Annotated in this window: 17 protein-coding genes; 4 read left to right on the forward strand and 13 right to left on the reverse strand. The window is 38.7% G+C overall.

Annotated elements, in window-relative coordinates; genetic code table 11:
- Positions 1–93 precede the first annotated feature (93 nt).
- Both RYX56_RS19855 and RYX56_RS19860 read right to left on the reverse strand, forming a co-directional pair.
- Complete coding sequence (locus RYX56_RS19855) at positions 94–858, reverse strand: hypothetical protein (RefSeq protein WP_317123772.1); 765 nt, start codon at positions 856–858, stop codon at positions 94–96.
- 403 nt (positions 859–1,261) lie between these two features.
- Positions 1,262–1,852 carry a hypothetical protein gene (locus RYX56_RS19860; RefSeq protein WP_317123773.1) on the reverse strand — a complete coding sequence of 197 codons (591 nt, stop codon included), beginning with the start codon at positions 1,850–1,852 and terminating at the stop codon, positions 1,262–1,264.
- Positions 1,853–1,990: 138 nt separating this feature from the next.
- Here RYX56_RS19860 and RYX56_RS19865 point away from each other — a divergent pair, with 138 nt between their 5' ends.
- Positions 1,991–2,350 carry a hypothetical protein gene (locus RYX56_RS19865; RefSeq protein ID WP_317123774.1) on the forward strand — a complete coding sequence of 120 codons (360 nt, stop codon included), beginning with the start codon at positions 1,991–1,993 and terminating at the stop codon, positions 2,348–2,350.
- Positions 2,351–2,446: 96 nt separating this feature from the next.
- Here the strand turns inward: RYX56_RS19865 and RYX56_RS19870 are convergent, their stop codons facing one another.
- From RYX56_RS19870 to RYX56_RS19880, 3 genes are all read right to left on the reverse strand, one after another.
- A complete protein-coding gene (locus RYX56_RS19870; RefSeq protein ID WP_317123775.1) occupies positions 2,447–2,881 on the reverse strand; it encodes a DUF722 domain-containing protein in 435 nt (144 codons plus the stop codon).
- On the reverse strand, positions 2,882–3,058 hold the full coding sequence (locus RYX56_RS19875) for a hypothetical protein (protein ID WP_317123776.1): 177 nt from the start codon (positions 3,056–3,058) through the stop codon (positions 2,882–2,884).
- A gap of 113 nt (positions 3,059–3,171) precedes the next feature.
- Positions 3,172–3,456: a hypothetical protein gene (locus tag RYX56_RS19880; RefSeq protein ID WP_317123777.1), complete on the reverse strand. Its 285-nt coding sequence runs from the start codon at positions 3,454–3,456 to the stop codon at positions 3,172–3,174.
- Positions 3,457–3,799: 343 nt separating this feature from the next.
- On the opposite strand from RYX56_RS19880, the gene RYX56_RS19885 reads away from it, so the two are divergent.
- Positions 3,800–4,456, forward strand: a complete 657-nt coding sequence (locus RYX56_RS19885; RefSeq protein WP_317123799.1) for a site-specific integrase — start codon at positions 3,800–3,802, stop codon at positions 4,454–4,456.
- An 85-nt stretch (positions 4,457–4,541) separates the two neighbouring features.
- On the opposite strand, the gene groL is transcribed toward RYX56_RS19885, so the two are convergent.
- Both groL and groES read right to left on the reverse strand, forming a co-directional pair.
- Positions 4,542–6,182: a chaperonin GroEL gene (gene groL, locus RYX56_RS19890; protein WP_317123778.1), complete on the reverse strand. Its 1,641-nt coding sequence runs from the start codon at positions 6,180–6,182 to the stop codon at positions 4,542–4,544.
- 50 nt (positions 6,183–6,232) lie between these two features.
- Positions 6,233–6,517, reverse strand: a complete 285-nt coding sequence (gene groES / locus RYX56_RS19895; protein WP_317123779.1) for a co-chaperone GroES — start codon at positions 6,515–6,517, stop codon at positions 6,233–6,235.
- A 290-nt stretch (positions 6,518–6,807) separates the two neighbouring features.
- Between groES and RYX56_RS19900 the strand changes: the two genes are divergently transcribed.
- Both RYX56_RS19900 and RYX56_RS19905 read left to right on the forward strand, forming a co-directional pair.
- Positions 6,808–7,530, forward strand: a complete 723-nt coding sequence (locus tag RYX56_RS19900; protein WP_317123780.1) for a CPBP family intramembrane glutamic endopeptidase — start codon at positions 6,808–6,810, stop codon at positions 7,528–7,530.
- Positions 7,527–7,745 carry a YdiK family protein gene (locus tag RYX56_RS19905; RefSeq protein WP_047973048.1) on the forward strand — a complete coding sequence of 73 codons (219 nt, stop codon included), beginning with the start codon at positions 7,527–7,529 and terminating at the stop codon, positions 7,743–7,745. The genes RYX56_RS19900 and RYX56_RS19905 overlap by 4 nt, the downstream gene beginning before the upstream one ends.
- A 43-nt stretch (positions 7,746–7,788) precedes the next feature.
- Here the strand turns inward: RYX56_RS19905 and RYX56_RS19910 are convergent, their stop codons facing one another.
- From RYX56_RS19910 to cydS, 6 genes are all read right to left on the reverse strand, one after another.
- Positions 7,789–8,397 carry a hypothetical protein gene (locus tag RYX56_RS19910; RefSeq protein WP_317123781.1) on the reverse strand — a complete coding sequence of 203 codons (609 nt, stop codon included), beginning with the start codon at positions 8,395–8,397 and terminating at the stop codon, positions 7,789–7,791.
- Positions 8,398–8,508: 111 nt separating this feature from the next.
- Entirely contained in the window at positions 8,509–9,648 is a 1,140-nt protein-coding gene (locus tag RYX56_RS19915) for a glycerate kinase (RefSeq protein WP_317123782.1), read from the reverse strand.
- 31 nt (positions 9,649–9,679) lie between these two features.
- Complete coding sequence (locus RYX56_RS19920; RefSeq protein WP_317123800.1) at positions 9,680–10,948, reverse strand: GntP family permease; 1,269 nt, start codon at positions 10,946–10,948, stop codon at positions 9,680–9,682.
- A 127-nt stretch (positions 10,949–11,075) separates the two neighbouring features.
- Positions 11,076–12,185: a CdaR family transcriptional regulator gene (locus tag RYX56_RS19925; RefSeq protein WP_317123783.1), complete on the reverse strand. Its 1,110-nt coding sequence runs from the start codon at positions 12,183–12,185 to the stop codon at positions 11,076–11,078.
- Between the two features lie 99 nt (positions 12,186–12,284).
- Positions 12,285–12,803 (reverse strand): hypothetical protein, encoded by a 519-nt coding sequence (locus tag RYX56_RS19930; RefSeq protein WP_317123784.1) that lies wholly within the window; start codon positions 12,801–12,803, stop codon positions 12,285–12,287.
- 204 nt (positions 12,804–13,007) lie between these two features.
- Positions 13,008–13,109: a cytochrome bd oxidase small subunit CydS family protein gene (gene cydS / locus RYX56_RS26245; RefSeq protein WP_439108518.1), complete on the reverse strand. Its 102-nt coding sequence runs from the start codon at positions 13,107–13,109 to the stop codon at positions 13,008–13,010.
- Positions 13,110–13,114: the final 5 nt, after the last annotated feature.

Genomic DNA, 13,114 nt, shown 5'->3' on the forward strand with positions numbered 1-13,114 from the left:
ACTCCTTAACACGCAAAAAGAGAGAGACTCCTTAGAATCACCCTCTTTTTAAGCATTATAATTCACATTCAATTTCTCTGAAAATTAAAGACATCAAACTTCGATATCATGTTCTCCACTTATCGAATAGCGACCCTCTCCGTCGTGTTGAACTGCTTTTTCATCAATTAAATACTTTAAGCTTACTCTCACCTTTGCTCGTGTAACACTTATGTCCAACTCATTTAGAATCTGCATTATCTGGTCCATACTCCTCGGATTACCATCTTTCAATATATTCTTAATTAGTTTACTTAAAGATTGATAGTTTAGACTACGACTGTTATAAGGATAATATCTTTCTATCGGAGTTTCAACAGCCCTATTGTATTTCACCTTCATCGTTTTCAGTTCATCAATTAGCTCCTTGATTTTTTCACTATGTTTACTTTCATCACCATTATTACCCGATGAAAACCTTTCGATCAATTCCTCTAATTTAGAAGAGTTCTCATTATTATTATTTTGAATATTAATCATAGAATTCATCAAATCATCTTTGAGATTAGTAATATCACTTAAACTGTCATTAGCTTTCTCTAAATTCTCAGAAAGCGTGTTGGCAGTTTCTTTCAGATCAGCAATAGTATTTCTTTGACCACCTAAATCAACAATCGTCATTAAGATTGCAATAACAGCTAGTATAATTGAAGCAAGTGTAGCTGCAAAGTTCAACATTCTACCGGCAGCATCACCACCACCTACTATGTACACCACGAAACTAGCAATAACTAATGCAAAAATAATAACCATGTAATATAAATGATGAATATGGATCATGTGATTCTTTTTATCTATCTCTTTTTTTCTAAAAACCATTATATGCCCCCTCAGCCATATTCATTTCGCCAAAAGAGTAGAATATACCTGCCCTTTATTTACTTTCTATCAAATTTCCACAAAAAAGTGCGCCTACCCTCGCATTGGATAGACGCTGTACACTCATCAGGATTTGATTGGTTCACAAATTCCTTACGGCAATCCCCGTCTGTGAGCGGTTTAGAATAAATACTTAGTGAAAGAAAATGGATGTTTTAAAACTTTTAGTTTGTTTTTGTCATCTAAGCAGCCTCGAACCTACTATTCATACCTTTATCATTATATCTTGGATTCGCTCTTTAAAACTGCCAACATACTGCCAATTAGAGACTCAAAAATACTTGTTTAAGATTTAAGTAAATAGTAAAAAACAGTAGGCAGGTGTGCCTACTGTTTTTATGTATTAGCAACCGGATGCGACTTTATAATAATTAACAGAAACTCTATTTGCCCAATTTAAGTCATACTCTACTAAAGTTTGATATTCTTCAATACATCCGCTTGAAGTTCCATTCGCTACCCTTACTCTCCAAGTCCAGTATTCTCGATACATATCTCGTGGTGAATACTTCGCAACCCTATCAGTTAAATAACCAACTGTAAAGTTGACAATAGTATTTTGAGTTTTTATGAACCGCTGTGTCATTCTTGTAAGATTTTTTCCTAAAATCCAATTAGCTACGTATCTAATGTCACTTCTATCTACTCTAAACCTGTCCTTTCCTCCTACAATAGTTCCTCCGTTACCACCACCTGGAATTGAAAAAACACTTACTTCTCCATGCTCTCGAGCTTCACCTGTAACAGCATAATAAAAATCTGCGATTTGTTCTTCTGTTAATTCAGAATTCCCAGTAAAAGATAACCCTTTGTACTCATACTCATAGACTGTTTCGCTTTCAAAACCACCATTGTTTGCCAGCCCTTGAAGTGGAACTGCAGTAAATACTACTAGAAAAATAAGTAATAAAAACAAAACTTTTTTAATCTTCATTATTCTTCCTCCTATGTTAGAATAATGTAATAGTATCATATATTTTTTTTAAAAAACCTGAATATTAATATATTAATATATTAATATTCAGGTTTTATCTTTTTCTTTTATGTTTTAATAACTATGGAGGTGTTGGACTTGAGAGTTTTAGAAGTTATAGCATGGACTTTAATGATCCTCGTTATGGGTGTTGCTTTAGTTAGTGAAGGATTCATTTCAGCGTGGATTGTTCCAGGTGAGACCATTATTATTATAGCTCTTCTATTATTTGGATGTTGGGTAGTGATTAAAGCAATAAATACAAAGAAGGGTATGAAGTGGAATAAAAGGTGGCAAATAGTATTCTCATTTTTGCCTGTTCTTATAATACTTATTGCGATGTCATTTAACACTATAAATGGGACATCAGACTTTTCTTTCAATAGTGGTTTCTTAATAATATTAATTATATACTTTATTTATACAGCCACTAAACCTTATATTAGGAATGACAACTAAATAATGAGAATCTAATTATCAGTAATATTACTTCCCCCCGCTTTAAAAAGCAGGGGGGCTTCAACTTTTGCATGTAGATATTTTCCTCTAGCTCCTCTAGCGCCAGCCAATTCTTTCTGCAATAGCTTCAATAATTAACTGTTGGTATCTATACACTGTCCATTCACCTAAATTTAACTCTAAATCTATCATCTTCCAACTAACTCTATTTCTTCCGCTCCAGTAACGCATCTTAATCAGTTTCTTCTGATTTTCATCTAAGCAACTGTAAATGCTTTCAATAGCATCTGAAATTTCTACTAAATTTCGTATAATTTTAGTAGCTATTAATCTTGTAGCAATTTGTTCCGTTGGGCGAGAGGGTATTCTATAACTATTCTTACCCATTCCCACATTGTCATTTAACTCAGTATCATATATTATACTCTCTCTTAGGCGCTTTATCTCTTTTTTGGTTTCGTGATAGCATATTAATTCAGCTTCTATATGTTTAAAAGTAGCTCTTTTTAATGTTTTTTGATTAATAGCCATTTAACCCTCCCTCATATCCAACGCAATATACTTTAACGATCGCGGTACCTCGTTTAATTCAAGACAATTTACCCACTGCACATGTGAAGCTACACTCATGATACCTTTCATCGCTACATCTGGTATTGGTCTGAACCATCCACAATTACCACAAAACATCGTATACGCGTCTTTCACATGTAACCCTCCCTAAAAATTCTGCCCTGATCCGTCCGCCAAGCTAATCTTCACTTTATATTTAAGAGCATTAATCTCTTCTTTCGTGCTATCGAAAGCGTTATTCCACCGCTTTATGTCTTCATAGGCTTCTTTCTAACTTCAACTATGGCCATTTCCGCAACAGCTGCTTTATTCTTGGCTGCTTTCAGATAAGCTTCAGCATGCATTTGCTTCCTTGCAGCGTAGGTCCGTTTATACTCACCAGATAAGGTAGCTGCTATTTTACCTCCAAGCACTAACCGTTTAGAGAGCAAGTGGATCAGCGTCATATGATCATCATCAGCTGTAAATTCGATTGCTTTTTGATTCGTTTGGAGCTCTTTTATATAGCCGTCCATCCAACTTGGCTTACTCATTAACAACAGCTCCTGGCCACCCTTATCAAAGGGCGTCGGTCTATCACTTGGCTTTTCATGATTAACCTTGTATGGCTACGCCTTTTAACTCGGTTGTTACGATTGATAGCCTTATACTTAATATGAAGAGTATTAATGGTTGATTTGATTTGCTCCCACATCTCTTTTATGATCTTAAACACTTTTTCTACACAAACAGCTAACCTTTCACCAAATAGGATTGCTTGCTCTTTTGTTAGCTACATACCGTTAGGATAGATACATTTCATGAGATCACCTTTACTTCCACCTCTACACGAAAGCGATTAAAACGGTTGAGGAGATTGAACAAGAGGAAGAGAAAATCAAATATCTTGAAAAAGAAGAATTAAATCTATTCTTAGAAGCAGCAAGAGAACATGGTATTGAAAATGATTATTTCACTTTCATCACTCTGGCTTACACTGGTATGAGAGCAGGGGAACTTTGTGCTTTAAAGTGGAGTGATATTAATTTTGAGGATCAAACGGTTAGTATCACTAAAACCCTTTATAATCCTACAAACAACTTACCCAAATATAAGTTGCTACCTCCTAAAACGAAACGATCTAAACGTACCATTCATCTTGATGGTTTTGTCTTAGAGGAATTAAAGAAACTTAAAGGCATCCAGAACCAAGTGAAAATGGCTCATCGTGATGGTTTTTATGATGGGGATTTTATCTTTACCAATTATAAGAAGCATTTGGGGTATCCAGAGATTATAAAGACGATTGAACGTCGCATGAAGTCCTTATTAAAGAAAGTAGAACTAAATAGCAAACTAACTCCCCACTCTCTTCGCCATACTCACACTTCATTATTAGCTGAAGCTGGTGTTAGTTTAGAGGGGATCATGGACCGTCTTGGACATGCCGATGATAAGACAACGAAATTAGTCTATATGCACGTGACCAAGACAATAAGAAAAGAGGCCTCTGAAAAATTCAGTGACCTCATGAAAAGTGTTTGGAGTCAATAAAGTCTGTCAAAAGTCTGTCAAAACAGCTATTTAACTTCCTTTACGACTCCGAAACCCCTATTAAATTAGGGTTTTCAGAACGACATTACATCATGCCGCCCATTCCACCCATACCGCCCATGCCGCCCATATCAGGCATGCCGCCGCCTTCGTTTTCCTCAGGCTTATCAGCGATAACAGCTTCCGTTGTTAAGAACATTGCAGATACACTTGCTGCGTGTTGAAGTGCAGAACGTGTAACTTTAGTAGGGTCAACGATACCCGTTTCAACCATGTTTACCCACTCGCCAGTTGCTGCGTTGAATCCGAAGCCAACTTCTTGTGACTTAAGGCGCTCAACGATAACAGAACCTTCAAGTCCAGCATTGTGAGCAATTTGACGAACTGGCTCTTCAAGTGCACGTAGAACGATGTTAACACCCGTTGCTTCGTCACCATCTGCAGCTACAGCTTGAACTGCTTTGATTACATTAATAAGCGCTGTACCACCACCAGCTACGATACCTTCTTCAACAGCTGCGCGAGTTGAGTTAAGTGCATCTTCAATACGAAGCTTGCGCTCTTTCATCTCTGTTTCAGTTGCAGCACCAACTTTAAGTACCGCTACGCCACCAGCAAGTTTTGCAAGACGCTCTTGTAATTTTTCTTTATCGAAATCAGAAGTTGTTTCTTCTAATTGTCCCTTGATTTGGTTTACACGAGCTGCAATTTGATCAGCTTCGCCTGCACCTTCTACGATTGTTGTATTTTCTTTCGTTACAACAACCTTACTAGCACGACCAAGTTGAGTGATGTTCGCAGACTTAAGATCTAAACCAAGATCTTCTGTGATCACTTCTCCACCTGTTAGTGTAGCGATATCTTCAAGCATTGCTTTACGACGGTCACCGAAACCAGGAGCTTTAACAGCTACTGCATTGAATGTACCACGAAGTTTATTCACAACAAGTGTTGCAAGAGCTTCACCTTCAACATCTTCAGCAATGATCAAGATTGGCTTACCTTGTTGAACAACTTGCTCAAGAACAGGTAGTACCTCTTGAATGTTAGCAATTTTCTTATCTGTGATAAGCACGTAAGGATTATCAAGTACAGCTTCCATCTTATCAGAGTCAGTAACCATGTAAGGAGAAGCATAACCGCGGTCAAATTGCATACCTTCAACTACTTCTAGCTCAGTAGAGAATCCTTTTGACTCTTCGATTGTGATAACGCCGTCGTTTCCAACACGCTCCATTGCCTCAGCAATGATTTGACCAACTTCTTCATCAGCAGAAGAGATTGCAGCAACTTGTGCAATAGACTCTTTACCTTCGATTGGTTTAGCAATGCTTTTAAGCTCAGCTACAGCAGCAGCAGTTGCTTTCTCGATTCCTTTACGGATAACCATCGGGTTTGCACCAGATGTAACATTCTTTAGGCCTTCACGAATCATTGCTTGTGCAAGTACAGTTGCCGTTGTTGTACCGTCACCAGCGATATCGTTTGTTTTGCTCGCTACTTCAGCAACAAGCTTAGCACCCATGTTTTCGAATGCATCTTCCAGTTCAATTTCTTTTGCAATGGTAACACCATCATTTGTAATTAAAGGAGAACCAAATTTCTTTTCAAGAACAACGTTACGTCCTTTTGGTCCAAGTGTTACTTTAACTGCGTTTGCAAGTGCATCTACACCGCGTAGCATAGAGCGACGTGCTTCTTCGCTAAATTTAATATCCTTAGCCATGATTTCAACCTCCTAGAAAATTGTGTATATAACCCTAGTTTACTTATTCATTAACCAATGATTGCGAGAATATCGCTCTCACGAAGGATCAAGTATTCAACTCCACCGTACTTCACTTCTGTACCAGCATACTTAGAGAAAATGATAGAATCGCCTTCTTTAACCTCAAGTGCAATACGCTCTCCGTTGTCAGTCACACGACCAGTACCAACAGCAACTACTTTACCTTCTTGTGGCTTTTCTTTTGCAGAGTCAGGTAATACAATCCCGCTCGCTGTTTTTTCCTCAGATTCGATTTGCTCAATGATAATACGATCACCTAATGGCTTTAACAAGGAAAACACCCTCCTTCAAGACCTATGTAATAGACTTATTAGCACTCGGTCACATTGAGTGCTAACACAATTATTATAATAATCATTACACTCTCGTTTTGCAAGTCCTTTACCATACTTTTTTTGATTTTTCTTAATGATTTACTTTTAGAGCAAGATATAAGTACACTCAATTGAAACCACTACTATGTATTCGCGTTCATCTTAAGCATTCCTTCTGTCTTTCTAAAGTAGCTATGGTAAAATATATAGATTGAATAGATAAGAAATTTTAAAAAGGAGTTAGCATATTGAATATTCGTTATTGGTGGATCCTTATTACATATGTACTGATGCAACTCTCTGCAATTCCTGGCACCTTGCTGTTAATGCAAATGGAGGTACCGTTTGAGCGCATTCCAGGAATTTGGAGTATCATTAGCTTCTCTTTAGGCCTAATCATTATTCTGTTCCTTCTTGTCCCAGATATGCGCAATAGACATCAAGTGCGAGGTCGCTCCACGCGAGGCGAAGCAGTCCGTTGGTCAATCATTGGTATTTTCATGGTATTTGCTGCTCAGTACGCTGCAGCTTTAATTGAAATGTACGCGCTTGGTATTGAGCCAGGATCAGAAAACACAGAAGCCATTGTAGAAATGGCTAAAGCGTTCCCTGCTTTCATATTCGTTGTAGCGATTATTGGTCCAATATTAGAGGAAATTGTGTTTCGTTTAATCATTTTCGGAGCACTCTATAAACGATTCAACTTTTGGATTGCAGGTTTTGTGAGCTCGTTCATATTTGCTGCTATTCATTTTGATTTCACTCACCTTCTTGTCTACACAGCAATGGGCTTTGTGTTCGCTTATCTTTATGTAAAAACCGGACGCATTCTCGTCCCTATTTTGGCACATGTTGCCTTAAACCTCTTTGTAGCTGTAGTGAATGTCCTTTTGGCAGACCAACTTGAAGATTGGGTTGAGAGGTTAGAAGAAGTACAACAAACATCATTGATTATCGGGGGATTATTATGAGGGTTTCTCCAACTGCGATGGCCCTAATGTACTTCACACTGGGAGTACTAGTTGTTTATATTGCGATCCTGAAAGTTGAGCAAACTGGATGGGATTTTTGGGCATATTTAATTATCGGGTTTGCGGCTTTTGACTTCTTGATCGCCTATCGTTTTTTCCGGATCAGACGTGTAATAAAGCAAATTCAAAAGCAACAAAAGAAAAAAGATGAATAAGAACATGACCGTGTCAATTAGGACACGGTCATGTTTTTATTTCTTAATTTTGGTCCGAGTTTTCCCAAATAACTTCAGATAGTTGCTTGATACGGTAGGCACTCATTAAGATTCGAGCCACTCCTATTAATACGAAAAGGATAACGACAATATACAGCACCGCCATAACCATATGGATGGCCGCTAAAGGGAGAAGGACGACCAAAGCGACCTGGGTCCATACATAGAACAACTTTCTACTGACGAAACGCTCATGCCATTCGAACTGTTTGCGCTCCTTCAACAAATCAATGTAATAATTCATTAATTTGACCACAAACAAAATCGTCACCACTAATAATGCAATTTCCAACAAAGAAAACCAACCAAGGAGTAAAGGATTTATTGGCAAAGCCGCTTCCTCCATTTTCTCATTAGGACGAATAAAGAAGGAAGAAAACCATTCCATTGCACTTAAGGGGATTAACCCATATACCCATGGAACTAGCTTTTTTATCTTATTGTCTTCTTTCCCTACCTTTTGTATGCCATATAAAATAAAGATAAATCCTATAAATCCAGGTAAGATTGATACTAAATTAATCTCAAAGTCTAAAAGAGCAATAAATAGCCCCCAAAAGATCAATGAAAAGCCTAAACGAAACGATCGCACGTACTATTCCTCCCATTTAATTACTTTCCATCTATCTTCTCATTCTGTAAAAAATTTGTCGATCATAAAAAAACCTTGCACTATCATTACGATAAGTACAAGGATTCGCTCTTATTTAGCCGTTACTTTTATCATGGTAGCAAGATTTTTAGCTGTTAATTCTAAATACTCTAAGCCATTTTCTAGTGCGTCATTCAATGTGGTGATCCCAGGAACAAGTGAAAAAGCTGCATCAATCCCCTGATCATAAATCGTCTCATGACCTGGTGCAAGCCCCCCAGCAATCGCAATTACAGACATACCTTCCATTTTAGCCGCCCTTGCTACACCAATTGGCGTCTTCCCGTAGATGGTTTGATGATCAAGCCTTCCTTCACCGGTGATGACAAGATCAGCTCCCACTATCTTTTGGGTAAAATGAGTGGCTTCAAGCACTAAAGTAACTCCAGATTCTAACCTTACGTCTAAAAAGGCAAGCAACCCTGCACCTAGACCTCCCGCAGCTCCGGCACCAGCAATGTCTTTTACATCCTTATTTAGTTGCTGTGAAATCACATTAGCATAATGAGCTAATGCCTTATCTAGCTGCTGTACCATTTCTTTCGTTGCTCCCTTTTGAGGGCCATAGATAGCTGATGCTCCTTGTTCTCCAAGAAGTGGGTTATCTACATCACAAGCAACCTCAATTGTTACCTCAGCTAGCTTAGGATGAAGGTCATCTACATTTATCGATTCTAGGTTGGTTAATGCCGCCCCTCCGTACGGAATTTCTTCCCCGTTTGAGTCTAGTAACTTCACTCCTAATGCTTGTGCCATTCCTGCACCGCCATCGTTCGTGGCACTTCCTCCTATTCCAACAATAATATGCTCTACCCCTTCATTTAAGGCATCTGCGATTAATTGTCCCGTACCATATGTGGTTGTTATTAATGGATTTCGTTGTTCAGTTGGTACAAGTGATAAGCCCGATGCTTCTGCCATTTCTATCACAGCTATTTTCCGATCTCCCGATAATCCATAGCTTGCACTTACCGACTCACCAAGAGGACCCATTACATTTACCGTTTTAACTGTACCATCAAGGGCATCAACCAACGATTGGACAGTCCCTTCTCCTCCATCAGCCATTGGAACTTTTATATACTCAGCATCAGGAAAAATGCCTTTAAAGCCTTTTTCAATTGCATTAGCCGCTTCAAGAGCAGAAAAACTTTCTTTAAACGAATCAGGTGCAATCACTATTTTTTTCATCCTACTCGCTTCCCTTCCACAAGTATACTCATCACAAGAACCACTGGAATACACCAAAGATTAACGTTGAAACAATCGCCATAATTAAGCCCACGAGCGACTCATAAGGAATAAGTTTTAAGCGTTCATTCATTTGCATACCTACACTTCCTGCTGTTGCATGGAAGAAACTACCGTGCGGAAGATGATCAAGGACGGTTGCGCCGGCATGAACCATCGCAGCACCGGCAAGACCGGCAACGCCTAACTCAAGCAACGTTGCGCCAAACACGCTACTTGCTACAGCTGAACCTGCTGTCGTCGATGCTGTAGCTGCTGACATGAATATCCCTGAAGCAGGTGCAAGGGCATAAGCTGGCAAGCCTAGGCCATCAAGACCGTTTATAAGCACATCTCTCAAGCCTGAATTTGAGATAATACCAGCAATTGCTCCCGTTCCTATTAGTAAAATCGCAACACCTGACATTTTATTTAAACCAGAAATAGCGTATTGATTCATCATTTTAAATTTATCCATCACAAGTGCACCAATCAATCCACCTAAAGGTAAGGCGATCATTGGATCGACCACAATATCAAATAGTGGCCGCAACATTAACAGCACAATTGCTACAAGTGGAGCTACGATGGCAGCCGCAAATGATGGTGCCCCCGCGGCATTCTTTGATTCGACCTCTTCTAACTGAACGGCTGAACCTTTTTTAGATAGACGCTTTGCAATCAAATAAGTAGCCGTCACACCAAATGCAGCTGGAATAATCCCTGCTGCCATAACCGATGTAAGTGGTACATTAAATGCTTCTGATACAGCAATCGTATTTGGATTAGGACTCATAATATTTCCTGCTTTACCGCCACCAACCATTGCAAGTAAAATCGCAGTTTTTGATAAGCCGGCTTGGCTCGCAATTGCTAATGCAATAGGTGCTACAGTAATAACGGCCACATCAACAAAAACTCCAACTGCTGTTAAAATCATTGTGGCAATAGCTAGGGCTAGTAGCGCACGAGTTTGTCCCACCTTTTTGACAATCCCCTCAGCAATGGTCGCTGCTGCTCCCGATTCAATTAAAACCCCAGCCAACACACCAGCTGCCAATATCCTAAGTACTGCAGGAATAATGCCACCTGCTCCACCAATCATCAAGTCAACCGTATCAATCACCGATGCTCCGCCTACAAGTCCACCTACTAATGCACCTGTCATTAGCGCATATACAGGTGGTATTTTACGTAAAATCATTACGATTGCAATGATTAACCCTACTAAGGCTCCAATAGCTGTTACTTGCACATCCATCATTTTCTCCCCCTCACAACATTGCTCTCCTCTATTGTAAGCGTTTTCTACTATTCATTCATTGTGCACTTAAACTAAATAACTCTTCAATAACTAAAGATTTTTTAGTCATGTGCACAATATATAGCTACTTTGAATTCGAATCGAATTGATCTATTTTCAAACTAATATACAGCTCAAGTAGGGATTGGAGGTTTCTTGGGTCTTTTTTAGTGATGTCCGCAATTCGTTGCAGGCGGTATTGAATCGTGTTTCTATGAACAAAGAGAGAGGATGCCACTTGTTGTATTTCACCGTTTTCTTCGATATATTTCTGTAACGTTTGCATTAGCTGAATCGATAAATCATCCTTCTTCAATGGTAAAATTACTTTCTTTACATGCTCCGCATCTGATAATCGATAGATTCGATACAACCAAACGTCTAGTAACAGGTCTTCATATCTATGTATTCTTGTATTTGAGTCACGAAGCTTTCCTACTTGCAACGAGTCAAAAGCTTGTTGATAAGATGTGGATAACTCTTGTATGGTGTCAATCATCATTCCACAACCTATTTCTAGCTCGTATCTTTGAACGATCTGAATCAGCTGCTCTTTATTTATTCTTCTTCCTTCAAGCAAGAAAAGGATATATTGATCTTTTTGAATCTGAATTGGCTCGCCATGTGCTTTTAACAGTTCTTTCAATGCTTCTTTTTGTTGTTCTTCTTTAGAACGGTTTAACGAATGTGGTGCTTCTATATAAAGAACTTCACACGGAAATTCAATCACCAATCCGAGCGATTCAGCTCTCGTTAAAAACAAGTTCCAATTATCTACTTTCCCTTCAACGACTTGTCTAACTAATTCTTCTTTGTGACGAGTATCCCATTGGAGTTCAGCCGTTAAGAACGCTTGGCTTAACGAAAGTTCGGCCGCCATTTTGACTAACTTGCCATACCCTCGAATATCCTCAAGTGGTCCTGTTACCCCAATAACACCAACAATTTCTCCATTAAATGTAATAGGCAGGTTAATCCCCGTCTTTGTCCCTTTCAGTCTTATTACATCCTCATCGCTTACTTCTACTTCCTCCCCTTTAGCAATAGCTTCTACTGCTCCAGCGTGTAATTCATACAAGCGACTTTTATCTCCACTTCCGATAATAATACCGTCTTTATCCATCACATTTACGTTGTAGCCAATGATCTCAATTGTTCGCTCTACGATTTCTTGTGCTAATAACTTTGTTAACATCTCTCCACCTCGTTTGCCTTCTGCCTATACCTTTAATCTACATAACAAACCCTCCTAGATAAACAGTTTACTGCTCTAGGAGGGTGGACCTTGTCACTATTATAAACCAAGAATATCTTCATCTTTAAGGTTCATTGATCGATTAAGTTGAATTTGATTCTTATATGAGTTGGTACGTGATCGTAGTGAATTGATTGCCACCGTTCTTTTATATTGTGCTTCATTCAACTGAAAGAAGGGGGAAGTAGAAAAAACATGATCATCCATTACAATGAGTTCAATTTCCTGCCAACCTTCATACTCTGACCCTAATACATTTTCCTCTATAGTGAAACGATTATCATAAGCTGATTGGTGAAGTTCTTCTTCGTTCATTACTAATTCTAATAATTGATCATGCTTTTCAGTAAGCTCAGGAGTCTCTTCATGAGCAATAAATGGGAGCACTCGCTCTCCTTCCTCCCATAAATAAACCTTCATCTTCTCTGAAATATCTGCACTCGGCAACTGATCAAATTGGAATGAATTCATCTGATTCGTAGCGCTTTCAGTTGGTTGGCCACAAGCGACCAAACCAAGTATGCAAAGCCCCACTAGCAAGCTTAAATACCCCTTCATCCTTCATACCTCCATTAATAAACTTTGATACATCTTGTAAAAATAACTGATAATCTATACCCTTCCAACAAGGGATTAAACTAAAATCTCCAAAATAAGGCTGATAACCTACAAATTTCTACATAGTTTACCCTACAATAGTACCATTATCCTAATAACAAATAAAAAACCACCGACAAGTCGAATACTCATCGGTGGCAGCATTTATTGATAAGGAGCCTTACCTTTTGCTCCCCACCAAAACAATAGAGCGATGCAGATGATCACAATCAAAAGAGGCGCAATCATAATTAAGAAAAAATCCATTCTTA

The sequence above is a fragment of the Alkalihalophilus lindianensis genome, assembly GCF_032843265.1.
GTDB classification, from domain to species: domain Bacteria; phylum Bacillota; class Bacilli; order Bacillales; family Bacillaceae_D; genus Alkalihalophilus; species Alkalihalophilus lindianensis.

Coding starts and splice junctions, on each gene's coding strand:
- RYX56_RS19930 (WP_317123784.1), bottom strand. CDS start 12,803: ATGAAGGGGTATTTAAGCTTGCTAGTGGGGCTTTGCATACTTGGTTTG.
- RYX56_RS19905 (WP_047973048.1), top strand. CDS start 7,527: ATGAGGGTTTCTCCAACTGCGATGGCCCTAATGTACTTCACACTGGGA.
- RYX56_RS19870 (WP_317123775.1), bottom strand. CDS start 2,881: ATGGCTATTAATCAAAAAACATTAAAAAGAGCTACTTTTAAACATATA.
- RYX56_RS19925 (WP_317123783.1), bottom strand. CDS start 12,185: ATGTTAACAAAGTTATTAGCACAAGAAATCGTAGAGCGAACAATTGAG.
- groL (WP_317123778.1), bottom strand. CDS start 6,182: ATGGCTAAGGATATTAAATTTAGCGAAGAAGCACGTCGCTCTATGCTA.
- RYX56_RS19855 (WP_317123772.1), bottom strand. CDS start 858: ATGGTTTTTAGAAAAAAAGAGATAGATAAAAAGAATCACATGATCCAT.
- RYX56_RS19920 (WP_317123800.1), bottom strand. CDS start 10,948: ATGGATGTGCAAGTAACAGCTATTGGAGCCTTAGTAGGGTTAATCATT.
- cydS (WP_439108518.1), bottom strand. CDS start 13,109: ATGGATTTTTTCTTAATTATGATTGCGCCTCTTTTGATTGTGATCATC.
- RYX56_RS19860 (WP_317123773.1), bottom strand. CDS start 1,852: ATGAAGATTAAAAAAGTTTTGTTTTTATTACTTATTTTTCTAGTAGTA.
- RYX56_RS19880 (WP_317123777.1), bottom strand. CDS start 3,456: ATGAGTAAGCCAAGTTGGATGGACGGCTATATAAAAGAGCTCCAAACG.
- RYX56_RS19915 (WP_317123782.1), bottom strand. CDS start 9,648: ATGAAAAAAATAGTGATTGCACCTGATTCGTTTAAAGAAAGTTTTTCT.